General features: G+C 65.1%; 19 protein-coding genes. 9 read left to right on the top strand and 10 right to left on the bottom strand.

What is annotated here, in order from left to right; genetic code table 11:
- Positions 1-35: 35 nt before the first annotated feature.
- Entirely contained in the window at positions 36-1,094 is a 1,059-nt protein-coding gene (locus tag BMX85_RS28495; protein ID WP_090327452.1) for a DUF475 domain-containing protein, read from the bottom strand.
- 108 nt (positions 1,095-1,202) lie between these two features.
- On the opposite strand from BMX85_RS28495, the gene BMX85_RS28490 reads away from it, so the two are divergent.
- The 4 genes from BMX85_RS28490 to BMX85_RS28475 all read left to right on the top strand — a co-directional run bounded on the left by BMX85_RS28490 (position 1,203) and on the right by BMX85_RS28475 (position 8,408).
- Complete coding sequence (locus tag BMX85_RS28490) at positions 1,203-1,646, top strand: divergent PAP2 family protein (protein ID WP_090327444.1); 444 nt, start codon at positions 1,203-1,205, stop codon at positions 1,644-1,646.
- 294 nt (positions 1,647-1,940) lie between these two features.
- Positions 1,941-3,134: an efflux RND transporter periplasmic adaptor subunit gene (locus BMX85_RS28485; RefSeq protein ID WP_090327440.1), complete on the top strand. Its 1,194-nt coding sequence runs from the start codon at positions 1,941-1,943 to the stop codon at positions 3,132-3,134.
- A 12-nt stretch (positions 3,135-3,146) separates the two neighbouring features.
- Positions 3,147-6,422 (top strand): efflux RND transporter permease subunit, encoded by a 3,276-nt coding sequence (locus BMX85_RS28480; RefSeq protein WP_090327435.1) that lies wholly within the window; start codon positions 3,147-3,149, stop codon positions 6,420-6,422.
- Between the two features lie 564 nt (positions 6,423-6,986).
- Positions 6,987-8,408, top strand: a complete 1,422-nt coding sequence (locus tag BMX85_RS28475; RefSeq protein ID WP_090327431.1) for an OmpP1/FadL family transporter — start codon at positions 6,987-6,989, stop codon at positions 8,406-8,408.
- 80 nt (positions 8,409-8,488) lie between these two features.
- Here the strand turns inward: BMX85_RS28475 and BMX85_RS30695 are convergent, their stop codons facing one another.
- Together BMX85_RS30695 and BMX85_RS28465 are read right to left on the bottom strand one after the other, a co-directional pair.
- Positions 8,489-8,866 carry a hypothetical protein gene (locus BMX85_RS30695; RefSeq protein WP_177196903.1) on the bottom strand — a complete coding sequence of 126 codons (378 nt, stop codon included), beginning with the start codon at positions 8,864-8,866 and terminating at the stop codon, positions 8,489-8,491.
- Positions 8,867-8,939: 73 nt separating this feature from the next.
- On the bottom strand, positions 8,940-10,346 hold the full coding sequence (locus BMX85_RS28465) for an L-cystine transporter (RefSeq protein ID WP_090327426.1): 1,407 nt from the start codon (positions 10,344-10,346) through the stop codon (positions 8,940-8,942).
- A 262-nt stretch (positions 10,347-10,608) separates the two neighbouring features.
- Between BMX85_RS28465 and BMX85_RS28460 the strand changes: the two genes are divergently transcribed.
- The gene (locus tag BMX85_RS28460) at positions 10,609-12,246 is read left to right on the top strand and encodes a methyl-accepting chemotaxis protein (RefSeq protein WP_229210712.1); all 1,638 of its coding nucleotides are present in this window, start codon (positions 10,609-10,611) and stop codon (positions 12,244-12,246) included.
- 33 nt (positions 12,247-12,279) lie between these two features.
- Here BMX85_RS28460 and BMX85_RS28455 read toward each other — a convergent pair whose 3' ends face one another.
- Together BMX85_RS28455 and BMX85_RS28450 are read right to left on the bottom strand one after the other, a co-directional pair.
- On the bottom strand, positions 12,280-12,765 hold the full coding sequence (locus BMX85_RS28455; protein ID WP_229210711.1) for an ATP-binding protein: 486 nt from the start codon (positions 12,763-12,765) through the stop codon (positions 12,280-12,282).
- Between the two features lie 59 nt (positions 12,766-12,824).
- The gene (locus BMX85_RS28450; protein ID WP_090327421.1) at positions 12,825-13,364 is read right to left on the bottom strand and encodes a GNAT family N-acetyltransferase; all 540 of its coding nucleotides are present in this window, start codon (positions 13,362-13,364) and stop codon (positions 12,825-12,827) included.
- A gap of 92 nt (positions 13,365-13,456) precedes the next feature.
- Here BMX85_RS28450 and BMX85_RS28445 point away from each other — a divergent pair, with 92 nt between their 5' ends.
- Positions 13,457-14,242: a transporter gene (locus BMX85_RS28445; RefSeq protein WP_229210710.1), complete on the top strand. Its 786-nt coding sequence runs from the start codon at positions 13,457-13,459 to the stop codon at positions 14,240-14,242.
- 12 nt (positions 14,243-14,254) lie between these two features.
- The gene (locus BMX85_RS31480; RefSeq protein ID WP_304529063.1) at positions 14,255-15,799 is read left to right on the top strand and encodes a methyl-accepting chemotaxis protein; all 1,545 of its coding nucleotides are present in this window, start codon (positions 14,255-14,257) and stop codon (positions 15,797-15,799) included.
- On the opposite strand, the gene BMX85_RS28435 is transcribed toward BMX85_RS31480, so the two are convergent.
- The 3 genes from BMX85_RS28435 to BMX85_RS31475 form a co-directional block, all read right to left on the bottom strand.
- A complete protein-coding gene (locus tag BMX85_RS28435; protein WP_090327412.1) occupies positions 15,796-16,374 on the bottom strand; it encodes a PEP-CTERM sorting domain-containing protein in 579 nt (192 codons plus the stop codon). The two genes, BMX85_RS31480 and BMX85_RS28435, sit on opposite strands and share 4 nt — an antisense overlap.
- A gap of 53 nt (positions 16,375-16,427) precedes the next feature.
- The gene (locus BMX85_RS28430; RefSeq protein ID WP_090327407.1) at positions 16,428-18,671 is read right to left on the bottom strand and encodes a phosphocholine-specific phospholipase C; all 2,244 of its coding nucleotides are present in this window, start codon (positions 18,669-18,671) and stop codon (positions 16,428-16,430) included.
- A 213-nt stretch (positions 18,672-18,884) separates the two neighbouring features.
- Positions 18,885-20,543 carry a methyl-accepting chemotaxis protein gene (locus BMX85_RS31475; protein ID WP_090327404.1) on the bottom strand — a complete coding sequence of 553 codons (1,659 nt, stop codon included), beginning with the start codon at positions 20,541-20,543 and terminating at the stop codon, positions 18,885-18,887.
- Positions 20,544-20,833: 290 nt separating this feature from the next.
- On the opposite strand from BMX85_RS31475, the gene BMX85_RS28420 reads away from it, so the two are divergent.
- Positions 20,834-21,994 carry a DUF418 domain-containing protein gene (locus tag BMX85_RS28420; RefSeq protein WP_090327636.1) on the top strand — a complete coding sequence of 387 codons (1,161 nt, stop codon included), beginning with the start codon at positions 20,834-20,836 and terminating at the stop codon, positions 21,992-21,994.
- A 64-nt stretch (positions 21,995-22,058) separates the two neighbouring features.
- Here the strand turns inward: BMX85_RS28420 and BMX85_RS28415 are convergent, their stop codons facing one another.
- Entirely contained in the window at positions 22,059-22,667 is a 609-nt protein-coding gene (locus BMX85_RS28415; protein ID WP_090327634.1) for an IMPACT family protein, read from the bottom strand.
- A 141-nt stretch (positions 22,668-22,808) separates the two neighbouring features.
- Between BMX85_RS28415 and BMX85_RS28410 the strand changes: the two genes are divergently transcribed.
- A complete protein-coding gene (locus BMX85_RS28410; protein WP_090327400.1) occupies positions 22,809-24,761 on the top strand; it encodes a helicase-related protein in 1,953 nt (650 codons plus the stop codon).
- Here the strand turns inward: BMX85_RS28410 and BMX85_RS28405 are convergent, their stop codons facing one another.
- Positions 24,762-25,223 (bottom strand): hypothetical protein, encoded by a 462-nt coding sequence (locus BMX85_RS28405; protein ID WP_090327397.1) that lies wholly within the window; start codon positions 25,221-25,223, stop codon positions 24,762-24,764.
- Positions 25,224-25,225: the final 2 nt, after the last annotated feature.

Raw genomic sequence — 25,225 nt, 5'->3', positions numbered from 1 at the left:
GATATCCAGGTAGGTCCGCAATGTTTTCAATCTTATCACGCGGGGTGCAGTCGCTTGTGACGGATCGATGACCACAGCGACACGGCGATGAACGCCACCCCGGACAAGCCCGTAAACCACTCGGGAATGTGATATTTGACACTGGCGAGCATGATCAGTGCCAGAATGCCGATCGCATAGTGCGCGCCGTGTTCCAGATAGACGTATTCGTCCAACGTACCCTTGTGCACCAGGAACACCGTTAGCGAACGCACGAACATGGCGCCGATGGCCAGGCCGAGCATGATGATGACGACATCCTTGGTGATGGCGAACGCGCCGATCACGCCGTCGAAGCTGAACGACGCGTCCAGCACCTCCAGATACAGGAAACCGCCGATGCTGCCGCGCGAGACGGCCGAGACCACGGCGCCGACGCCGGCCTCGGTGGTGTCGCCGTCCTCGGCCGGCGGGTCTTCCTCCAGCAGGCTGCTGATCCAGCCCACCGCCAGATACACCAGCACGCCGACCACGCCGGCGGTCAGCACGCTCAACTTTTCACCCTCCGGCACCAGGTAGACGCAGCCGAACACCGCCGCCAGGGCCAGCAGCACGGCCAGGCTCTCGGTGCCGTGTTCGCCCAGCTTGGCCTCGATCCAGCCCAGCCAGTGCAGCTCTTTTTCCTCGTCGAACAGGAAATTGAGGAACACCAGCAACAGAAACGCGCCGCCGAAGGCCGCCACCTGCGCGTGCGCGCCGGTCAGATAGCGGGAATATTCGTCCGGATTCTGGGTGGCCATGGTCCACACGTCCATCAAGCCCAGGCCGGTGGCCATGGAGACGATCAGCAGCGGGAACACCAGCCGCATGCCGAACACGGCCACCAGGATGCCGACGGTCAGAAACAGCTTGCGCCAGAATTCGTTCCAGTGGCGCAGCACCGAGGCGTTGACCACGGCGTTGTCGAACGATAGCGACACTTCCATGATGCCGAGCACGGTGCATATCCACAACGCTTGCAGCAGGCCGGAACTGCCGCCGTGGTTAAAGCCCCACCAGCCGGCCAGGCCCAGGAGGATGAAGGTGACGATGAAGGAAATGCCGAAATGTCGCATAATTGTCTTTATGGAAATGATGTGATGTACCGAATTTTAGCTGAGTTGCTTCCGCCACTGTGAACCCATCTGCGATAATTGCGCCACAAAAATGCAAAGGAATTCCGGATGGACATCGCTTACCTCGTCACGCCCCTGATCACCTGGGTCACCGTCGGCCCGATCAAGTTTCTAATTAATAGCATCAAGGCGCGCAAATGGGCGTTTAATTTGGTCGGCAACGGCGGCTTTCCGAGCAACCACAGCGCGGTGGTGTCGAGCATGGCGACCCTGATCGCGTTGCGCGAGGGTATCGGGCATCCGGCGTTCGGGGTGGCCGTGGCCTTGTGCTTCATCGTCGTCATCGACGCCAACAGCCTGCGCCAGCACGTCGGCAAGCAGGCCGCCGCGATTAATAGACTGGCGTCGGCGGAGAGCCGGCCGGCCGCCGCGGCCGCCGGCCACACCTGGCTGCGCGAACGCATGGGCCACACCGTGGTCGAGATCATCGGCGGCCTGTGCACCGGCGTCGCCATCGCGCATGCGATCCACGCGATCTTCGGCCGCGGCTGATCCCTTTCATGGCCAGGTGATCACCTGGGAGGTACGCGGGGCGGGATGGGCGGAATGCCGAAATCGGCCATGTATGCGCCGCCGCGACGCCTGCCTGGCCGATTGCGCTACGCTAATCGGCCTCCCGGTTTCGCGGGCCGGTTCTACCGTTCATCCCCTTATTCGGCATTTCAGCCACAAATTCTGCCGTCCGTCGCACGTTGATTGACCTCTGCGGGCCACTCGGGGATACTCTGCGCGCTGTAGTCTGGCTAAAATACTAATAGCATCACGTCCACTTTCTCGGAGAACTTTATGTTGCGCAAAACCCTACTCGCTCTCGCCGTCGCTGCAGCCTTGGTTGCATGCGGCAAGTCTGACAAGGAGCCCGGGAAAGAGGCGGCGGCCTCGGCCACCGCCAAGGCGGACGGCAAGGGCGACAAGGACGCCAAGAAAGAACCGGAGGTGGTGTTGCAGATGGCGCAGGAAGATGTCCTGGCGATCGAATCGAATTCGCTCGCGTCCGGCCCGGTGATCACCGGGTCGATCCAGCCCGAGCGCCGCGCCGACCTGCGCGCCGAAGTGGGCGCGGTCGTACTTCAAGTACTCAAGGAAAACGGCGAGACCGTCAAAAAGGGCGACGTGCTGGTGCGCCTGGACGAGACCTCGATCCGCGACAGCCTGACCTCGGCCGAGGAAGCCTCGCGCGCGGCCCAGCAGTCGCTGGCCCAGGCCGAGCGCATGCATGAACGCAACACGACCTTGCGCGCCTCCGGCATGGTCTCGACGCAAGCGTTGGAAGACGCCGAAATCCGCCGCAACAATGCCCTGAGCGACCTGTCGGCCGCCCGTTCGCGCCTGGTGGCGGCGCGCCAGCAACTGAGCCGCACCACCGTGCGCGCGCCGTTCGACGGCATCGTCAGCGAGCGCAAGGTGTCCAACGGCGACACCGCCCAGGTCGGCAAGGAGTTGATCAAGGTGATCGATCCGTCGAGCATGCGCTTCGAGGGCCTGGTGTCGGCCGACAAGATCGGCGAGGTCAAGGTCGGCCAGCCGGTGCTGTTCCGCGTCAACGGTTATCCGGGCCAGAACTTCACCGGCAAGATCAAGCGGGTCGATCCGGCCGCCAACGCCGTCACCCGCCAGGTCGAGGTGCTGGTCGAATTCGCCGAATCGGCGCAGCCGCGCGTGGCCGGCCTGTACGCCGAGGGCCGGGTCGAGTCGAAATCGTCGTCGTCGCTGATGGTGCCGCCGTCGGCGCTGGTGCAGGCCGGCGACAACAATTATGTGTGGCGCGTCAAAGGCGGCACCCTGAACAAGGCGCAGCTGACCATCGGCACCCGTGACGAGCGCAGCGGCCGCTGGCAGGTGCTGTCCGGCCTGGCCGCCGGCGACACCATCGTGCGCGTGCCCGGTTCGGGCTTCAAGGATGGCCAGAAAGTCGTGCTCAGCGCGCCGAAGGCGGTCGCCTCCGCCGCGGCCTCGGCCTCCACCGCGGCAGAAAAATAAGGAATCAGCGCCATGTTCTTATCCGATTTCAGTATCAAACGGCCGGTCGCGACGATCGTGCTGATCCTCGCCATGATGTGCCTGGGGCTGATGGCCCTGAGCAAATTGCGGGTCAACCAGAATCCCGACGTCGAAGTGCCGTTCATCGTCGTCATGATTCCGTATCCGGGCGCCTCGCCGGAGACGGTCGAGCGCGAGATCATCAACCGGCTGGAGAAGTCGTTCCAGTCGATCACCGGCGTGACCGAGGTCAACTCGACCGCGTCCGAGGGCCAGGCGCGCGTGTTCATCAAGTTCGCCTTCAGCAAGAACCTGATCGAGGCGTCCGACGAGATCCGCAATTCGATCGCGTCGGTGCGCTACAAGCTGCCGATCGAGATGCGCGAGCCGATTTTGCAGCGCATCGACACCTCGGCCCAGCCGGTCATGCAGCTGGCGCTGTCGTCGAGCGTGCAAAGCCACGCCGTCATCTCGCGCCTGGCCGAGGACAAGCTGGCCGACCGCTTCCGCGGCATCGACGGCGTGGCCGCGGTCAACATCGACGGTTCGCTCAAGCGCGAGTTGAGCGTGCTGCTCAAGGCCGAGAAACTGCGCGAATACAACGTCTCCGTCGGCGACGTCGTCAACGCCTTGCGCAACCAGAACACCAACGCGCCGGTGGGCAAGGTCAAGGGCGACCTCGACGAGAAGAGCATCCGCCTGGTCGGCCGCATCGAGCGTCCCGAGGACTTCCAGCAGGTGGTGGTCAAGCGCACCGGCGACGAGCTGGTGCGCCTGGCGCAAGTGGCGACCATCGAAGACGGCTTCGCCGAGATGAGCACCCTCAGCGTGCGCTCGGGCAAGCCCAACGTCGGCATCTCGATCACCCGCTCGAAGGACGCGTCGACCGTGACGGTGGCGCGCAAGGTCAAGGCGATGGTCGAGGAAATGCGCAAGGAATTGCCGGCCGGCGTGACGCTGGAGGTGACCGAGGATGGCGGCGAGGACGCCGAGAACAGCCTCAACAACGTGATCGAGGCGCTGGTGTTCGGCGCCGGCCTGACCATCTTCGTGGTGTACGCCTTCCTCAACTCGTGGCGCTCGACGATGATCACCGCGCTCAGCCTGCCCACGTCGGTGATCGCCGCCTTCATCGGCGTCTGGCTGTGCGGCTTCACGCTGAACTTCATGACGTTACTGGGCTTGTCGCTGGCGATCGGCGTGCTGATCGATGACGCCATCGTGGTGCGCGAAAACATCGTGCGCCACATGCAGATGGGCGCCGACCGCCGCACCGCCGCGCTCAACGGCACGGCCGAAATCGGCATGGCCGTGGCCGCCACGACGTTCTCCATCATGGCCGTGTTCATTCCGGTGGCCTTCATGCCGGGCATCACCGGCGAGTGGTTCCGTCCGTTCGCGTTGACGGTGACGTGCTCGGTCGCGGTCTCGCTGCTGATCTCGTTCACGCTGGACCCGATGCTGTCGGCCTTCTGGGGCGACCCGCCGGACCACCACACGGCGCCGCGCAAGGGCCTGGGCAAGGTGCTCGAGCGCTTCAACAACTGGTTCGACCACCAGGCCGACCGCTACGGCAACGTGATCGCCTGGGCCTTGCACCACCGCAAGGCGATGGCCGTGCTGGCGGTGCTGACGTTCGCGGCCGCGCTGGCGCTGCAGGCCAAGCTGGGCGGCTTTAGCTTCCTGCCGGCGTCGGACTTCGGCACCATCGCCATCGACGTGCGCGCGCCGTCGTCGGCCAGCCTGGAGTACTCGCGCCTGAAACTGGACCGCGCCGCCAAGGTCGCGTTCACCATCAAGGAAACCAAGCAGACCAACGCCTACGTCAACCCGACCGGCGGCCGCATCTATGTCGACATCGGCAAGAAGACCGAGCGCAAGCGTTCGGCTAACGAGATCGCCAAGGAATTGCGCGAGAAGCTGGCCGGGCTGGTCGGCGCCGAGTTCACGGTGCTGGAAGACTTGAGCAACAACGCCAGCAAGCCGGTCGAGATCCAGTTCACCGGCGCCGACTCGCGCAAGCTGATGGAAATCACCAACGCCTACATGGACCGCCTGCGCAAGGTGCCGGGCGCGGTCGACGTCAGCCTGTCGGAGCAGGACCCGAAGGACGAGCTGCAGATCGAACTGAACCGTGGCCTGGCGAACTCGATGGGCATCGCCGCCGGCGACGCCGCGCAAGCGCTGCGCGTGGCCTTCGCCGGCATCGAGGTGGGCGACTGGGTCGACCCGACGGGCGAATCGCGCGACGTCGCCGTGCGCCTGGCGCCGGAGGACCGCACCAGCGCCGAGAACATCGAGCGCCTGCCGATCAGCGTGGCCGGCACCAACCAGATGGTGCCGCTCGACCAGATCGCCAGCGTGACGATGGGCAAGGGGCCGTCGACGATCAAGCACAAGGACGGCAAGCGCATCATCTCGGTGAGCGCCAACGCCCAGGGCCGTTCGCCGGGCGAGGTGACCAACGACGCCATGAAGCTGGCCAAGGAAATCGACTTCCCGCCGGGCTACGGCCTGTCGCTGGGCGGCGCCGGCAAGGACATGAACGAAGTGTTCAGCCAGATGATGATCTCGCTGCTGGCCGGTATCGGCCTGATGTACCTGATCCTGGTGATGCAGTTCGGTTCGTTCACGGCGCCGATCGCGGTCATGCTGTCGCTGCCGCTGTCCTTGATCGGCGTGGTATTGGGCCTGTTGATGACCAACGGCACGATTAATCTGATGAGCTTGATCGGCGTGATCATGCTGATGGGCCTGGTGGCGAAGAACGCCATCCTGCTGCTCGACGCCGCCCGCAAGCGCGAGGAGGAGGGCTACAGCCGCGAGGACGCGCTGATGTACGCCGGCCGCATGCGTCTGCGGCCGATCCTGATGACGACGTTCGCGCTGATCGCCGGCATGTTCCCGGTCGCGCTGGCGTTGGGCGAGGGCGGCGAGTTCTACCGTCCGATGGCGATCGCCATCATCGGCGGCACGATCACCTCGACCGTGCTGACCCTGCTGATGGTGCCGACCTTCTACGACAGCATCGAGATCAACAAGGACAACCTGGCGCTGAAGTACCACCGCCGGGTGGATCGCTGGACCGTGCGCTTCGGCGCCTGGGGTGCGGTGGTCGCGTTCGTTCAGACGGCGATCGAAGTGCTGCTGTTCCTGACGATGATCCGCTTCATCTACCGCTCGCTGATGTGGGTGGTCAACAAGGTCACGGGCAGGCGCGGCGGCGGCACGCCGGCCGTCGTGGCGCCTGCGGTATCGCTCAACAAGAACGCCTTCGATCCGCAATAAACCGCCGGGGTCAGTGCCGACATTCGGACACTGCCTCGGCTTCAACCAGCAATAAACCCCCGGGGTCAGTGCCGACATTCGGACACGGCCTCGGCTTCAACCAGCGGGGTCGGCAAGCGGGGTCAGTGCCGACATTCGGACACGGCCTGCGCCGTAGCGGCGCTTTCCGGACCAGTTCGTGTCCGAATGTCAGACTTGACCCCCGGGTGGAAAAAGGGCTTTTAGCCCTTTTTTTAGGTCAGCAAGCGGGGTCAGTGCCGACATTCGGACACGGCCTGCGCCGTAGCGGCGCTTTCCGGACCAGTTCGTGTCCGAATGTCAGACTTGACCCCCAGGTGGGAAAAGGGCTTTTAGCCCTTTTTTTACGTCTGGAATGCAGAGCAAGTGCTCGGTTTCAAGGTGAAAATTAGTGCTTGCCCTCTAGTAACGCCCCTTTCGGTAAACTTTATAAATGTAGTAAGCTGCTGGCCTTCCAGCACCAGATCCACCCTCATCGGTTCGATTTGCTGTCGGACCAGAAAAAAACCTGGCGCACAGTCGCCGACTACAATGAGAGACTCCACCATGCAACGCAAGCATCTTCCCCTGATTATCGCCGCCGCCCTGAGCCTGATGACAACCGGCGCCAACGCTTCCGGCTACCGTTTCGGTTCGCAGAGCGTGTCCGCCCAAGGCACCGCCGACGCCAGCGGCGCCGAAGCGAACGACCCGTCGACCATTTTCTACAACCCGGCCGGCATGTCGCGCCTGGAAGGCACGCAGATCAGCGCCGGCGCCACCGTCGTGGTGCCGCATTCGACCTATACCGATACCGGCTCGACCCGTTTCACCGGCTCGCGCACCGGCGGCACCGAGGCCAACGATTACGCGCCTAATTCCGTGACCGCGCCGTCGCTGTACGCGACCAAGAAGTTGAACGATCAATGGGCGGTCGGCCTCGGCCTGTTCGTGCCGTACGGCGCCAAGCTGAACTACGGCAGCACCTGGAACGGCCGCTACGCGCTGACCGACGTGCTGGTCGAAGCGATCACGCTCAATCCGTCGGTGTCGTTCAAGCTCAACCAGCAGCACTCGTTCGGCTTCGGGATCGACGCGGAACACATGAAGGCCGAACTGGGCCAGGCCGTCGACGTGCCGGGCACCATCGCCGCGCTGCGCACGCCGGCCAACGCCGCGCAAGGCGCCTTGCTGATACGCCAGATCACGGCATTGGGCGGTAATCCGGCGCTGCTGGCGACGGCACGCGACGGCCGTGGCGAGAACGAAGTCAAGGATTGGGGCTTCGGCTTCAACCTGGGCTATATGTTCACCCTGGACGAGAATACCCGCTTCGGCCTGAGCTATCGTTCGTCGATCAGCCACAAGATGAAGGGCAGCACCGTTTGGGACTTCTCGAACGTGACCACCGACCGCGTTGTCAATGGCGTGCTGGCCACCGCGTCGAACCGCGTGAACTCGGCCGCGCTGGTGTCGCTGCGTACGCCGGAGACCTTGTCGGCCAACGTCTTTCACAAGTTCGATTCCAAGTGGGCCGGCATGGCCGACGTGACCTGGTCGCGCCACAACCGTCTGGGTAACCTGGACATCGAGTTCCCTGGCACGACCGAAGGCGCCGAGGTGATCCGTCAGCAGTGGAAAAACACGGTGCGCGTGGCCCTGGGCGGCAACTATGTCTACAACGAAAACGTGACCTTGCGCGCCGGGGTGGCGTTCGACGAGTCGCCGGTGCAAAACGCCGAACTGCGCCACCCGGCGCTGCCGGACAGCGATCGCATGCAGTATTCGCTGGGCATGAACTGGAAGCTGGACCAGCGTTCGTCGATCGACCTGGCCTACAGCTATGTCGACTTCAAGGATGCGCAGGTCAATTACACGAACCTGTGCAACACCTTGTCGCGCACCTGCACCGGCAATGGCGAAACCACGCGCGGTACGTACAATACGCACCTGTCGTTGATCGGTCTGTCGTACAACTACAAGTTCTAAGCGGGTTGGGGGATCGCTCCCCTAACACTGCTTGCAGTGTTCTCGAACGAAAGGCCTCCGATGGGGGCCTTTTTTACGTCCTATTGACCGGGAGGCGTGGTGCCGGTCCCGCCGCTGCCGCCGCTGCCGGTCCCGCCCGTGCCTGTTCCATTGCCGCCACTACCGGTGCCCGCGTTGCCCCCGGTGCCGCCCGCACCGCCGCCGGTGGCGCCTGGCGGGGCGGCGTCCGGCGCGGGAGTTGGAGTGGCGCTCGGCGTCGGGGGCGGCGTGGGACTGGGCGCGGTCGACGGTGTCGACGGCGTCGTGCTTTCCGGTGTCGCCGATGGGGTTTGCGGCTGGTCGGCCGGACGCTTGTTGCAGCCGGCCAGCAGCGCGACCGCGAGGGCCGCGCCCAGCATCACGCTGGTTGTGCTGGTTGTGCTGGATGTGGTGGTTCTCTTGCGCAGGGAAGTCATCATTCTTTCCTTTCAAAAAAAGGTCAGGGAAAAAATTAGACACCACCCGCGTGCGGGCGGTTCCCGCGTTTTCCGGTCAAGCCGATTTGCGCTCGCTGTCGCTGTCGATCGGCAGGTCGGCGTCGCTGTTGAAGACGGCGATGTCGGTCTCGCCCAGCACCCGGCTGGTGACCGTGCCGGCGGTGATCGAGCCGCTGACGTTGAGCGCGGTGCGGCCCATGTCGATCAGCGGTTCGATCGAGATCAGCAGTCCGGCCAGCGCGACCGGCAGGTTCATCGACGACAGCACGATCAGCGCGGCGAACGTGGCGCCGCCGCCGACGCCGGCCACGCCCACCGAGCCGATGGTGATGATCGCCAGCAGCGGCAGGATGAAGTGGATGGTGAACGGGTCGATGCCGACGGTCGGGGCGATCATCACCGCCAGCATGGCCGGGTAGATGCCGGCGCAACCGTTCTGGCCGATGGTGGCGCCGAACGAGGCGGCGAAGTTGGCGATGCCTTCCGACGTGCCCAGGCGCAGCGTTTGCGTCTGCACGCTCATCGGAATGGCGCCGGCGCTGCTGCGCGAGGTGAACGCGAAGGTGAGCACCGGCAGGATCTTCTTGACGAAGCGCACCGGGTTCAGGCCGGCGCCGGTGACGATCAGCAAATGCACCAGGAACATCAAGAACAGCGCGCTGTACGAGGCCAGCACGAAGTCGATCAGGTGCAGGATGTCGGTGTAGCTGGAGGTCGACACCACTTGCGCCATCAGCGCGAACACGCCATACGGCGTCAAGCGCAGCACCAGGGTGACGATGCGCATGACGATGGCGTGCGCGACCTTGATGAAGTTGTCGAAGGAGGCGAAGATGTCCGGCTTCCTGGCATGGATGCCGGTGGCGGCGATGCCGATGAACACGGCAGAGATGACCACCGCGATGGTCGAGGTCTTGCGCGCGCCGGTCAGGTCGAGGAACGGGTTGGCGGGAATGAAGCTGAGCAGCATGCTCGGCAGCGAGATCGCCTGCGCCGCTTCGACCTTGCCTTGCAGGTAGACCCCGCGCGCGATGTCGGCCGCCGAGGCGGTCAGGCCGACGGCCGTCAGGTGGAACAGCTTGGCCATCAGGATGCCGATGCCGGCGGCGATCAGGGTCGTGACCATCAAGGTGCCGATGGTCAGCGCGCTGATTTTGCTCAGCGAATCCATGCCCTTTAGTTTGAGGATGGCGGAAATGATCGAGACCATGATCAGCGGCATGATGATCATCTGCAGCAGCTTGACATAGCCCGAGCCGACGATGTCGAGGTAGTCGCCGGTGGCCTTGAGCTCGGCCGAACCGGCGCCGTAGATGGCCTGCAGCGCCGCGCCCAGCACGATGCCCAGCCCCATGCCGGTGAACACCCGCACCGAAAAGGACGCGTGCTTGCGCTGCTGCGCATAGAGCACACCCAGCAACACCAGCGCCGCCAGCAAATTCAATCCCACGTTCATCGCCATCGCTTACCCTTTGCCACAAATTAAACAGATCATCCGCCACCACACATTCCCCGGCCTGACGTGGAAAATGCCTGGCGGTCGGTCATTTTATATGCGTTTCTTAATATAAACGAGACCGTTATCGCGCATATAACGAATATTTAGCTATATGCCTATGCGCTTTTTGCATAAGCGGTTTGTTGCGCATCTGCATCGTTTGTCATCGATAGCGCAACGGCGGGCGTACAATCGGTGCAGATTTCGCCACCTCCAGGAGTCGCGCATGGCATTCAACGGCATGAAAGTAGGTACCCGGCTCAGCCTGGGCTTCGGTCTGGTCCTGGTGCTGCTGCTGTTGATCGCCGCGCTGGGCGTATTTAATATGAGCACGATTCATGCCAAGCTCGACACCATCGTCAACGAGAACGTCGTCAAAAGCGAGCTGGTGGAGAACATGTCGGAGGCGGTGCACATCGTCGCGCGGGTGTCGCGCTCGGTGGTGCTGCTGCACGATGATAAGGCGATCCGCACCGAGATGGTCAAGGCGGACAAGGCCCGCGCCGACTATGCCAAGGCGTTCGGGCGCTTGGAGGCGATGCCCGCCAGCGCGGCGGAAACGGCGGCGCGCGGCCGCGTCGGCACGCTGGCCCAAAGCGCCGGTCCCCTGAACGACAAGGCGTTCGCGCTGGCGCTGGAAAACAAGGACGAGGAAGCGGCCGCGGTGGTGATGACGCAAGCCGGACCCGCCACCCAGCGTTGGCAGGACGCCATGGACGACTACGCCGCGCTGCACCGCCAGGACAACCATGAGCACGTCGCCGAGGCCGGCAAATCCTACCAGCGGGCCTGGATGCTGATGCTGGTGCTGTCCGGACTTGCCATCGCGATCGGCGTGGTCGCGGCCGTCACCATCGGCCGTTCGCTGCTGCGGCAGCTGGGCGGCGAACCGGCTTACGCGGCCGAGATCGCCGGCCGCATCGCCGCCGGCGACCTGACGATGACGGTCGACACCCGGGCCGGCGACGGGCACAGCATGCTGCATGCGATGAAATTGATGCGCGAGGCGCTGGCCGGCATCGTCGCCGAGGTGCGCAGCGGCACCGAGACCATCGCGACGGCGTCGACCCAGATCGCCACCGGCAACCAGGACCTGTCGTCGCGCACCGAGGAGCAGGCCAGCGCGTTGGAGGAAACCGCCTCGTCGATGGAGCAGCTCACCAGCGCGGTGCGCCAGAACAACGACAACGCGCGCCAGGCCAACCAGCTGGCGCACGCCGCCTCCGAGGTGGCGCGGCAGGGCGGCCAGGCGGTGTCGGAGGTGGTCGGCACGATGGGCGCGATCAACGCGTCGTCGCGCAAGATTGTCGAGATTATCGCCGTCATCGACGGCATCGCCTTCCAGACCAACATCCTGGCGCTGAACGCGGCCGTCGAAGCGGCCCGCGCCGGCGAGCAGGGCAGGGGCTTCGCGGTGGTGGCGTCGGAGGTGCGCAACCTGGCGCAGCGGTCGGCGTCGGCGGCCAAGGAAATCAAGCAGCTGATCGGCGACTCGGTTGAAAAGGTCGAGATCGGCAGCCGCCAGGTCGAGCAGGCCGGGGTGACGATGAACGAGGTGGTGGCGAGCGTGCGGCGGGTGACCACCATCATGGCCGATATTGCCAACGCCGGCGACGAGCAAAGCCTGGGCATCGAGCAGATCAACAAGGCCGTCATCGAGATGGACGGCGTGACGCAGCAGAACGCCGCGCTGGTGGAGCAAGCCGCCGCCGCCGCCGAAGCGCTGCAGCAGCAGGCGGTCAACCTGGAGCGGGTGGTCAGCGTGTTCCGCGTCGATGGCGGCGGCGCGCCGGCGAAGCGGGCCTCACCCGCGATGGCCGTCGCGCACGCGGCGAGGCAGGTGGGGCGGATCGGCGTCGCGTGATCGGCCGTACGGGGTTTCCAGATATTCAGCAGCTCAGGGCTTGAACCAGATATCGAAGCGCGTCGCGCCGTCGCCGGTGGCCGCCAGCCGATAGGCAAAGCCGTGCCGGTTCATCACCTCGCGCACGAACAGCAAGCCGATCCCCTGGCCGCCCTTGTTGGTGGTGAAAAACGGCGTGAACAACTGCCGCGCCGGCACCTTGCCCAGCAGATTGCCCGAGTCAATCACCGATAAGCGCACGCCATCGTCGCCGTCGACCAGCGCGAATTCGATGAACTTGCCGCCGGCGCCCGCTTCCTCCACCGCCTCCATGGCGTTCTTGACCACGTTCAGCAGCACCTGCTCGGTCAAATGCCGGTCCAGCGCCACGGCCGGCATCTCGACCACGCGCGTAAAGCGTTCGATGAACTCGCCCAGGCTGGCATTGCGCCGCTTGACCGCGACGATGGCGGTGCTGAAGTCTTCGCCGTCGCGCTCGTTGAGCTGGCCACGGTAGTACAGCGCGGCGATGGCGAGCACGGTGTTGCGGCGGCGGCGGGCGATGATCTTGGGGGCCGCCCGCGCGCCGTCCCGTCGGCTCAGCCCAGGCGCTTGCTCATGCCCGTATACGAGAAACGCTGGCCGTCGATGTGGAACATGCCGTCGACTTCGCCGGTTTTTTGGAAGCCGTTGCGCAAGTAAAGATTGATGGCGGCGGCGTTGGACGAGAGCACCTGCAAGTCGATCCATTCGAGCCGCGCGGATTCCCGTGCCCACGACTGCGCATGCGCGATCAGGCGCCCGCCGAGGCCGGCCTTGCGCTGGCCGCGGTCGACGCCCATGCCCAGCAGGCAGCGGTGGGCGGCGTAGCGCTCGGCATGCCCGCGCAGGTCGATGTGGCCGGCGATGCCGCCGGCGGCGTCGCGCGCCACCCAGACGCGGCGCCAGCCGGGCGCGCCGACGTCGATCCGCAGGCCGGCCCTGAAGGCGTCCGCCTTGTCGGCGGGGAAGCGCGCATCGTCGCGCGACAGCGGCTGGAAATAGCCGGTGCCGTCGCGGCCGTTGTCCGACAGATGGTCGTTCAAATAGGCGAGGAAATGGTCGAAATCAGCGGGAGTGAGTTGCTCGATTGAAGTCATATTTCAAGTGTATGCGTGTGGAAATTTACCAACCGTTGATCTAAATCAATGTGATACGTTAGGGACCAGCACATTGCCGTCGGAGGGTCTACATGGCTATCAAAAATATTGTTGCCGTACTGTTTATGTTGCCCGCCTTTGCCATCGCGGCGGACGATGAAATCGCCACCGACCGGCCGGATTTCGTCGAATCGAGCAATGTGGTCGGCAAGGGCCGCTTTCAGATCGAGACCAGCTTCGCCGTCGATCGCAACAAGGCCGACGGTATCAAGGACAAAGCATACTCGACACCGACCCTGCTGCGCTATGGCGTCGGCGAGGACTGGGAGGTGCGCCTTGAAACGGACGGCCGCATCCGCGCCACCAGCACCGACCTCGCCAGCGGCGCGCGCGCCACCGACAGCGGTTACGGCGACGTCTCGCTCGGCGTCAAATGGCATGTCGCCGACGAAAACGGCGCGTCGCCATCGATGGGCGTGCTCGCGCACGTCGACCTCGACACCGGCTCGGCGCCGTTCCGCGCGCAAGGCAACGGCGGCTCGCTGCGCCTGGCCGCCGAGTGGGAGTTCGCCGACGACTGGTCGCTCGGCGTCATGCCGGGCCTGGCATGGCTGCCCAACGATAACGGCGACCGCCATACCACCGGCATTTTCGGCATCGTGGTGGGCAAGGGGTGGACCGAGCGGTTGCGCACCTTTGTCGAGTACTCCGACGAAAAGATCGCCCGCGCGCGCGACGGCGGCACCATCAGCACGCTGGACGTCGGCGCCGCCTACCTGCTGAGCAAGACGGTACAAATCGATACCGCGCTGTCGCGCGGACTCAACAGCCGCACGCCGGACTGGAGCTGGACGGTCGGCCTTTCCATGAAGTTTTAAACAGGGGTCATCATGCGGTTGACGATCAGGCAGCGCTTGCTGTTATCCAATGTGGTCACGCTGGCCTTTGTCAGCCTGATTGGCGTGGTCGGCTACATCGCGGTGCAAGTGCTCGACGGCGCGATCGGCGCCATCAGCACCAACAGCGCGGCGATGAAGGATCAGTTGCAGGCCGATATGATGCACGACGCGCTGCGCGCCGACGTGCTGGCCGCGCGCCTGGCCGCCGACAAGAACGATCCGGCCGAAGTGAAGGGCGTGCGCGAAGACCTGGCCGAGCACATGGCGCTGTTCCGCAAGGGCATCAAGGACATGGAGGCGGCCGACATCGATGCCGAGGTGCGCGCCGCGATCGCGACGGTAAGGCCCGACGTCGAGCGCTACCTGAAGAACACCGAGGAGATGGTCGAGCTGTCGCTGACCAACAAGGACGCGGCGCAGGCCAAGTTCGGCGGCTTCATGGACAGCTTCCGGGCGCTGGAAAAAAGCATGTCGGCCTTGAGCGATTTGATCGAGAAGAATTCGGAGTCGGCCAAGCAGGTCGGCGACAGCGCGGTGGCCAACTCGCGCTACCAGATCATCGGGTTTTCGTTGCTGGCGGTGTTGGTCGCGCTGGTGATCGGCCAACTGATCACCCGCTCCATCATGCAGCCGCTCAACGAGGCGGTCGGGTTCGCGGAGCGCGTGTCGAAGGGCGATTTATCAGGCAGCATGACGCTCGACGCGGCCGACATCTCGGAGACGGGCCTGCTCAAGCGCGCGCTGGCCGACATGAACACCAGCCTGCACGGCATCGTCAGCCAGGTGCGCGGCGGCACCGACGCCATCGCGCTGGCGTCGAGCGAAATCGCCAGCGGCAATATGGACCTGTCGTCGCGCACCGAGTCGCAGGCCAGCTCGCTCGAGGAGACGGCCTCGTCGATGGAGGAGCTGACGTCGGCGGTGAAGCAAAATTCCCACAACGCGGGCCAGGCCAACGAGCTGGCGTCGTCGGCGGCCAAGGTCGCCGGCGAGGGCGGGGCGGTCATGACGCGGGTGGTCGAAACGATGGGCGCGATCAACGCCTCGTCGCAAAAGATCGTCGACATCATCGGCGTGATCGAGGGCATCGCCTTCCAGACCAATATCCTGGCGTTGAACGCGGCCGTGGAAGCGGCGCGCGCGGGCGAGCAGGGCCGCGGCTTCGCGGTGGTCGCCTCCGAGGTGCGCAGCCTGGCGCACCGCTCCGATTCGGCCGCCAAGGAAATCAAGCAGCTGATCGACGCCTCGGTCGCGCAGGTGGAGGCCGGCGGCGTGCTGGTCGGCCAGGCCGGCGGCACGATGGACCAGATCGTCAACGGCATCAGCCGCGTCAGCACCATCGTCGGCGAGATCGCCACCGCCAGCCGCGAGCAGGAGCTGGGCATCGAGCAGATCAATCAAGCCATCGGCAGCATCGACAGCACCACGCAGCAAAACGCCGCGCTGGTGGAGCAGGCCGCGGCGGCGGCCGGCGCCTTGCAGGCGCAGGCCGACCAGCTGGCCGAGGCGGTGAAGGTGTTCCGGCTGGCGCGTTAGGAGCGGCGCAGCCGCATCGCGCCGACCAGTCCCAATCCGGCCAGCAGCAGCGCCATCGAGCCTGGCTCAGGCACGGCCGAGGCGCTTTGGAAGCTCAGGTCGTCCATCACGTACGAGCCCTGGAAGCCGCTCGATACGACGATCGCGTCGATCGCGCCGTTCCAGCCGGCGGCCAGGTAGGCCGGCGTGGCCGACAGTTGCAGCAGCGCCGAGCTGGCGACCAGTCGGTTTCCACTGTACAGATCGAAGCGCACGCTGCTGTCGCCGAACCCCGAGAACCAGGCGCCGTTGAAGACGGTCGGCGCCAGGAAGCGGATGGTGCTGGCCACCGGCCCGCCGTCGATCCAGTCGGTGGTGACCCTGCCGTTGCCGGAATGCGGCGTGAACGGCGCCTGCGCGCCGGTGAACACCGACAGGCCGGAGGCCGACCAGTCCAGTCCACCGTAGTTGTCGGGCACGTGGGCGTAGCCGTCGGGACCGACGATGTCGTCGAATGTGAGCACGCCGGCGAAGGCCAGCGGCGTGGCCAGCGCGATGGCGGCGCTGAAGGCAAGTTTGCGGATGATCGAATGCATGAGTGTCCTGTCAAATCAAATAGGGAAAACAGCGGCGCGCGGCCGCCGGGTGCTTAAGCCTGGCCCAGGGCCGGGTCGCTGACCGTGTGGCGGCCGGTCTCGAGCCGGCCGGCGAAGCGCCGCAGGTAGTCGGGCTGGCCCGACACCGTGGCGCTGAAGTCGTACCAGCAGCCGTTGCCCGCCACCGGAAGGCGCAACACCAGTTCGGCCCGCGGCGCGACCGTATTCAGCTGCCGCAGCGGCGCATAGGCGTTGGCGTTCAGATTGAACGTGCAGGCGGTCGCGCCGGTGTTGACCAGACGGACCACCAGCTCCGCCGTGGCGGCGTCGCAGCGCACCTGCACGTCCGGGCGCGGCTGGCCCGCCGCGACGGCGCGCAGCGCGCTGCCGGTGAAGTGGCGGTGGTAGCCGTTCGGTCCCAGCACCCACAGGTCATAGGCGCCGCCGGGCGCCGGCGTCCAGCCGTCCGACAGCGATTTACCTGCCTCGACGGTGTAGCGGCGCGGCACGGCGGCCAGGTCCTTGCGGTCGTACACATGGAACACGGCGGCCTGGCGGCCGGTATTGACGAATCCCAGGACGACGCGCGCGGCGTTCATCGTGGCGCCCGGCTGCACCTCGCAGGTGGTCGCCAGCTCGTAGGGCAGCGCGCGCGACGGCCGGGTGCCGGCGGCCTGCACAGGCATGCTCGGCGCGGCGGGCGGACGGATCTGCGACAGCCGCTGCTGCGCGGCGCGCAGCGCGTCGGCCTGGGTTCTGTTCTTTTTCCCCGCGAGCTGCGGCAGCGCCTCGGCATTGGGCGTGGCGAAGTTGAACGCGCTCGTCAAATCGCCGCAGACGGCACGGCGGAACGGGCCGATGTTCGGCTCCTGCACGCCGAAGCGCACTTCCAGGAAACGCAGCACCGAGGTGTGGTCGAACACCTGGGAGTTGACCCAGCCGCCACGGCTCCACGGCGAAATCACGAACAGCGGCACGCGCGGACCGGGGCCGTAGACGCGGCCGTCCGGGGCCGGCTGCCCGGCGCTGCCGGCCGGTTTCGGATAGGCGTGGTACTCGGGAGACAGCTGGGCTTGCGACAGCGTGGTCTTGCCGGCGTAGCCGCCCTTGCCGTCGGGCGAGGGCGCGGACGGCGAGGGCGCGTGGTCGAAATAGCCGTCGTTCTCGTCGTAGGTGACGATCAGCACGGTCTTGCTCCAGACGTCGGGGTTGGCCGTCAGGGCGTCCAGCACCTCCTGCACGAACCACGCGCCCTGCACCGGGCTGGACGGGCCGGGATGCTCGCAGTAGATCGACGGCGCGTTCACCCACGACACCTGGGGCAGCTTGCCTTCGCGGATGTCGCGCTTGAACGCGTCCAGGTACTGCTCGGGCTGGCTGCCGGGCAGGGTGTTGGCGATACCTTTGTACAGCGGGTTGTTGGCGTTGTCGGTCGCCGCGTCGTAGGCGTGGTAGGGCAGCGCCTGGCCGGTGCTGGTGTACGGGCGGCCGGGCGCGCCGCCGCTGGAGACGGGGTAGCCGGAGGCGATGTTGGCGCGCCGGAATTGCCGGAACGCCCCCAGCATATTGTCGCCCCATTCATCCGGCATGTTCTGGTAGCTCATCCAGCGCACGCCGGCCGCTTCGAGGCGTTCGGCGTAGGTGGTCCAGGTGTAGCCGGTGTCGACGCCGCTGGCCAGGCCGTCGATCGCGTCCCACTCGTTGCTGACGAAGGCGGTGCCGGTCGGCACCGCGCCGTTGGTGCCGGTCAGGAAGAACGAGCGGTTGGCATCGGTGCCCGTGTGCATCGCGCAGTGATAGGCGTCGCACAAGGTGAACGCGTTGGCCAGCGCGAACTGGAACGGGATCTCGGCTTCCTTGAAAAAGCCCATCGAAATCGGGTTCTTGTAGCGCGGCCACTGGTCCATGCGGCCGTGGTCCCAGGCCATCTGGCTGTCGAGCCAGTCGTGCGGCGTGCCGCTGGCGCGCTGCGCGTTGCCGGCGTTGCCGTCCAGGTGGAACGGCGCGATCACGTCGCCGTTGGCGGTGCGCTGCTGCCAGACGTTGCGGCCGTCCGGCAGCGGGATCGGGAAGCGGTCGCCGAAGCCGCGCACGCCGGCGAGCGTGCCGAAATAATGGTCGAACGCGCGGTTCTCCTGCATCAGGATCACCACATGCTCGACGTCCCGGATGGTGCCGGTGGCGTTGTTGGCGGGGATGGCGAGCGCGCGCTGGATCGCCGGCGGGAAGGCCGCGTAGGCGCCGGCGGCGATGCCGGCGCGGGCACCGTTGAGGAGGAATTTACGTCGTGAGGTCATAGGGTTCGCGTGAGGACGTTGGTGGGACGCGCGCCGGGGAGGCGCGTTGCTTTGTTGTCTTCGTGTTACCGTTTTGCTGTGCGGCCCCGCTACTTTAGGTCGCTAGTGTTACGGCTCGATGACAGACAGTCGGCTGTCCCGGAAGTCCAGTGGCGATTGCCCGCTCCACCTCGATCCGGCGTTGGGGGCGCCGCGTCGGCGGCGCCGGGTCGGTTACGCCGCGCTGATCCGCGCGACGTGCTGGTGGGTGTCGCGCAGCGCCGGCGTTGCGGGGCGGCGCGCGGCGGCGGGGGCCGTGGCCGGCGCGGCAGGGCGCGCCGGCGCCAGCTTGAACACGCCCACCAGCTGCGAGAGCTGCTGCGCCTGGTCCTGCTGCGCCTCGGCGGCGGCCGCCGCTTCCTCGACCAGCGCGGCGTTCTGCTGCGTGACCGTGTCCATCTCGGCGATCGCGTGGTTGATCTGGGCGATGCCGGCTTCCTGCTCCTGGCTGGCCAGGCTGATCTCGCCCATGATGTCGGTCACCGATTTGACGGCGCCGACGATGCGCTCCATCGTCGCGCCGGCCTGGCCGACCAGCTCCGTGCCGGCGCCGACCTTGGCGACCGAGTCGTCGATCAGCGCCTTGATTTCCTTGGCGGCGGAGGCCGAGCGCTGCGCCAGCGTGCGCACCTCGGAGGCGACCACGGCGAAGCCGCGTCCCTGCTCGCCGGCGCGCGCCGCTTCGACCGCCGCGTTCAAGGCCAGGATGTTGGTCTGGAAGGCGATGCCGTCGATGACGCTGATGATGTCGACGATTTTCCTGGCCGAGTCGTTGATCTCGGCCATGGTGCCGATCACGTTCGACACCACGGCGCCGCCCTCGACCGCGATCGCCGACGCCGAGCGCGCCATCGTGTTGGCCTGGCGGGCGTTTTCCGAATTTTGTTTGACGGTGGCGGTCAGTTCCTCCATCGACGAAGCGGTCTCCTCCAGCGCGCCGGCCTGCTGCTCGGTGCGCGACGACAGGTCCTGGTTGCCGCTGGCGATTTCGGTGGCCGCCGTGACGATGGACTCGGCGCCGCCGCGCACCTGGCGCACGATGCCGGACAAGCTGTCGCGCATCGACTGGATCGCGAACAGCAGGCTGTGCGCGTCGCCGCGCGGCAGCGCGATCGCCACCGCCAGGTCGCCGTCGGCGATGCGCGCGGCGATGGCGGCGACGTCGGCGGGCTCGCCGCCGAGCTGGCTCAGCAGCTGGCGCGAGATCAGCCAGGCGCCGCCGATGCCCAGGCCCAGCGCGGCCAGACCCAGCACCAGCATGATGTTGCGCGAGTTTTGATAGGTTTCCTCGGCGTTGGCGCGGGCTTTTTCCATCGCGTCGCTCTGGTGCGCGATCAGCTCGTCGAGGCGCTTCATGTACGTCATCTGCAAGTCGCGGGTGTTGGTCAGCATGAAGTCGACGGCGTCGTCGACGCTGCCGTCGCGGCGCAGGCGGATCACTTCGGCGATCGAGGCGGCGTACGGCGGATAGGCCGCCTGCAGCGCGTCGAACAGGCCCTGGCCGACGCCGGACTTGACCATGTCGTCCAGTTTTCCGCTGGCGGCGACCATTTCCTTGAGTTTGTCGGCGACCACGGCCAGCTCGGTGCCGGCTTTGGCGTCGTCGCGGATCAGCAGGCCGTTGCGCAGCGAGCGGGCGATCTTGTTGTTGATGTTCATCAGGTTCTGGGCGGCCAGCACCTTCGGATAATTTTCGGTGACGATGGCGTTGGTGCCCGCGTTCAGCGTGCTCAGATGGTGGACGGCCAGTCCGATGACGATGGCCAGCATCGCCAGGATCACGCCAAAACCGATGCGCAGCCGGGTGCTTACCTTGATGTGCTTGCTTTTCATTTCACTATTCCAATGGTCGAGGGGTCGGACTCGCGCGCCGCCTGTGCTGACATGGCGGAGACGTTGGCGGGAATGGGGCCGGAGAAGAGGGGGCGGATCGCGGGAGGGTTGGGCGATCGATGTTGCATGGGATGGCGATAATATACCGCAGACTTTTCCACATGGCAACTAACTTCGCAATGTACTACTCATTGCTGAGGGAAGTCGACGGAAGTCGCGCCGCCGTATCCACTGGGAGCGTTTCCAGATAAACTTGGCATTCTGCTCATTTTCCCAAGGTAATGGAACCGATGAACGTCAAACCTTCTCGTCTGGATGTGCTCGATGCGCTGCGCGGCTTTGCCATCGTTTCGATCATGCTGCTACACAATATCGAGCACTTCGACTTTTATTTTTCGCCAAGCGGCCTGCCGGCGTGGCTGAAGTCGGTGGACCAGATGATTTGGGATAGCATGTTTTTCCTGTTCGGCGGCAAGTCCTATGCGATCTTCGCCTTGCTGTTCGGGATGACGTTCTATATCCAGTGGCATAGCCGCGAGCAGCGCGGCGAGGATTTCCGGCCGCGCTTCGTTTGGCGCCTGGCCTTGCTGCTGGCTTTCGGCCTGTTCAATTCCATGTTTTATCACGGCGACATCCTGAGCATTTACGCCGTTCTGGGATTGGCGTTGGTCCCGGTGGCGCGCTTGCGCAGCGCGACAGTGCTTTGGATTGCGATTATTCTGCTGCTGCAGCCATATGCGTGGATCGAGTTTTTCCAGGCGCTGCCACATCCCGATGCAAAACTTGCCGATCCGGCTTCCTGGGCTTATTTCGGCCGCGCCAATGAATATATGGCCCATGGCGCCGCGCTAGACGTTTGGCGGGGGAATCTGACCAACGGTAAAGTCGGCGTTATACGGTGGAGCTGGGAGAATGGCCGCATATTCCAGATTCCCGCCTTGTTTATGCTGGGTATGCTCGCGGGCAGGAAAGGCGTGTTTAAAACATCGCCCGAGAATAAACAATTCTGGCTGCGCGCGCTGATGATCGCGGTGGTGGCGTTTATTCCGTTTTATCTGCTCAAAACTTATCCGGAGTCGTGGAATATCGGCCAGGCCGTGCAGCGCCCGTTATTGGTGATCGTGACGTCGTGGTCGAACGTGGCGTTTATGGTGGTGCTGGTGTCCTGTTTTACGCTGCTGTTTTACTCGTGGCGCTGGCTGGAATTCTTCTCTCCATTAGGCAGAATGAGCTTGACCAGTTATGTGGTCCAATCGATCATCGGCACGTCGATTTATTATGGCTTCGGGCTGGGGATGTATCGATATACCGGCGCCAGTTATGCCTTGGCGATCGGGATCGCGCTGGCGTTGTTGCAACGCCAGTTCAGTGTGTGGTGGTTGAAGCGCCACGCGCAGGGACCGCTCGAATCGCTGTGGCACCGCGCCACGTGGGCCGGCTCCCATCGCTAACACATGCCAGCTATTGGCGCGAATATACCAAAATCGAGCTTGTGAGCGGTGCGAGGCGGATGCCTCATCCGCTTGCCGCCTGGTCGTCCGGATCGATCCACTGGATGCGGCCGTGGCCGGCTTCGTTCAGGCGCGCGATAAACGGAGCGGCGGCATTGTCCGCCAGGCTGAATTCGAACCGGACGTCATCGGCGTGCGAGACATTATCCAGGCTGGCGCCCGCCGTTTCAATTTCGCGCCGTACCATTCCTTCCATCGCGTACGGTACGGTGCATATCAAGTGGCGCAGCTTGATAATGGCGATTTTTTCGGCGCCTAATAATGCTTGCGCCACGCTGTCGGTATAAGCGCGCACCAATCCGCCGGCGCCCAGTTTCACGCCGCCGAAATAACGTACGACGGTGGCCAATACCCCCTCCAGATCCTGATGCCTTAAAACATCCAGCATAGGCCGTCCCGCGGTTCCGCTGGGTTCTCCGTCATCGACGGCGGCCGATTGACCACCCGCCAATAATGCCCAGCAAACGTGCGCGGCCTGTGGATGTTGCGACCATAATTCCGCCACCACTTTTTGCGCGGCCGCCCGGTCCGTCATCGGCTGCACGCAGGCGATAAAGCGGCTTTTTTTAATCAGCAATTCATGCTGGACGGGGGCGATAATAGTTTGAGGCATTGCGGTGTGTTCGGAGCTGGCGCGGTCGGAGCCGCGTATGGTGCCAGATATCGTTGGGAAAGACAAAAAACGGGCGCGGGAGGGGCGCGATATAATCCGGCGGTATCGATCAAACACAGACGCACTCGCCAAGGCAGCAGCATGACAGACATTGCAGATCAAGAAAACGACGACGAACTGATGCGCCAGCTCGGCCTGACGGCCAAGGGGTTTTTGTTGTCCAGGATGGAAGGGCGGGTGTTTCTGCGCCTGACCGGCATTGTCGAGTATAACGGCACGCATTATCCCTACGACCTGGTGCCCGCCCAAGGCGTGCTGGCCAAGCCGTCGAAGTGGCGCAAGATGGATGGCGACGCCAGGTCGGCGTTGCTGCGCGAGCGCGCCAGCGACGCCGTCGTCGCCGAGCTGCATGGCTATGTCGGCGACTTCGTCCGCGAAATGGCCGATGCCTGCGACGATTGCGACCTGGACCCGCAGCCTTTCCTGCAAGCGCTGGCCGACATGCAGATCTCGGAGCCGGCCGGCACCGTGTTCGACCGCATCCGCCAGCGGCTGGAGCATGCCGTCGAGCGCGAGATGGAGGAGCAGCACGCCGAGCGCACCCGGCAAAGCATCAACCTGGCCGAGTATCCGGCGTCGTTCGACGTCGCCCGCCGCATCAAGCGCAAGTTCATCGCGCTGCTGGGGCCGACCAACTCCGGCAAGACCCACCAGGCCATCGAGGCGCTGGCCAAGGCGCCAAGCGGCGTGTACCTGGCGCCGTTGCGGCTGCTGGCGCTGGAAAACTATGAGCGCCTGCAGGGCATGGAGCGCAACGGCAAGCCGTTGGCCGTCAGCCTGGTCACCGGCGAGGAGCGGCGCCTGGTAGCCGGCGCCACCCACGTCGCCAGCACGGTCGAGATGCTCGACACCCGCACGCCGGTCGACGTGGCCGTGATCGACGAGATCCAGATGCTGGCCGACCGCGACCGTGGTTCGGCCTGGACCGCCGCCGTCTGCGGCGCGCCGGCCCACACCGTCTACCTGGTCGGGGCGCCGGAGGCAAGGCGCGCGATCGAAGTGCTGGCCGCCAGACTGGAATGCGAGCTGGAAGTGCATGTGTTGAAGCGCAAGGGGCCGCTGTCGATGGAGCCGTCGGCGGTGCGCAAGCTGACCAATCTGCGGCGCGGCGACGCCGTCATCTGCTTTTCGCGCCGCGAAGTGCTGATGTGGCGCGACATGGTGACCGAGGTCGGCCTGTCGGTGGCCACCGTCTACGGCAACTTGTCGCCGGAAGTGCGGCGCGCGCAGGCCCAGCGCTTCCGCGAGGGCGCGGCCGACGTGGTGGTCGGCACCGACGCCATCGCCATGGGCTTGAACATGCCAATTGCGCGCATCGTGATGACAACGTCCGTCAAATACAATGGCTATGAAGAGGAAGAGATACCCGCCGCGCTGGCGCGGCAGATCGCCGGCCGGGCCGGCCGCTTCGGCGTGCACGAGGAGGGCCTGGTGGCCGGCTACGACAACGAGACGCATAACGTGATGCGCTCGCTGTTGCACGAAAAGCCGGTGCCGCTGAAAACCACCGGCTTTGCCGTGGCGCCAACGTTGGAACATTTGCACCGGATTTCATCGGTGACCAACGAGCACGGGCTGGCCAAGCTGCTCAAGCGCTTCGTGCACAACATCGACGTGCCGGACGGCTTTTTCTATCCGCGCATCACCGAGGACCAGTTCGAGCGGGCCGCCTGGCTCGATACCTTGCAGTTGACGGTGGCCGAGAAGTTCGCGCTGTCGCTGGTGCCGATCTCGTCCAAGGTGCATAGCTTGCAGCACGCGTGGGAAGGCTGGGCCAGCGCGCTGGCGCACAAGAAGATCACGCGCCTCAAGCCGGAGCAGAATCCGCTGCATTTCATGAACTTGCAGGAGGTGGAGGACGCTTGCCGCTTGTATTCGGCCTACGCCTGGCTGGCCTACCGCCAGCCGGAGTACTTCCCCGACACGGAGCTGGCGCAAAAGCTGTCGCGCGAAGCGTCGGAGCGCGTCGATTCGATTTTGCAGGACCAGAACTCGGCCGCCCGCAAGCGCCAGCCGAAGAAATTCCGGCGCTGATCAAGCGTCCGGCTGCGGGGCGGCGTGCAACCTGAAGCGGCACGACAGTTTAAACGGCCGGGTCACGCCCTTGGGGTCGGACACCATCGGCACGGCAAACGCTTGTTCGTCGAGCAGTTCCAGGGTCCAGGTGGTGGCGCCGAAAAAATCGAAGTGGATGAGGTTCGGTTCGACCAGTTCCAGGCCGGTGAAGGCGCCGGTCGAGTACATCGCCCCGAGGCGGGCGGCGTCGACGATGTCGAGCTTGGGATCGAGCAGGTAGATGCGCAACGTGTCTTCGTGGATGATGTCGTCGGTCAGGAAGATCAGGAAGTGGCCCTTCCAGCACACGGCCGCTTCGAGCACCGCGCCGTCGACGACCTTGTCCGTGGTTTCGCCGAAGAGTATCAGTTCGCTGCGCGGCAGGCCGTCGGTGGCCTGGCGCGGGCGGAGCGAGAGGTCGTCGGTCGAGAACAGTTTCATGG

The organism is Duganella sp. CF517, assembly GCF_900110275.1.
Taxonomy (GTDB): domain Bacteria; phylum Pseudomonadota; class Gammaproteobacteria; order Burkholderiales; family Burkholderiaceae_D; genus Rugamonas.
The sequence above is the reverse complement of the archived record's forward strand: the minus strand, read 5'-3'. Positions and strand labels throughout refer to the sequence as shown.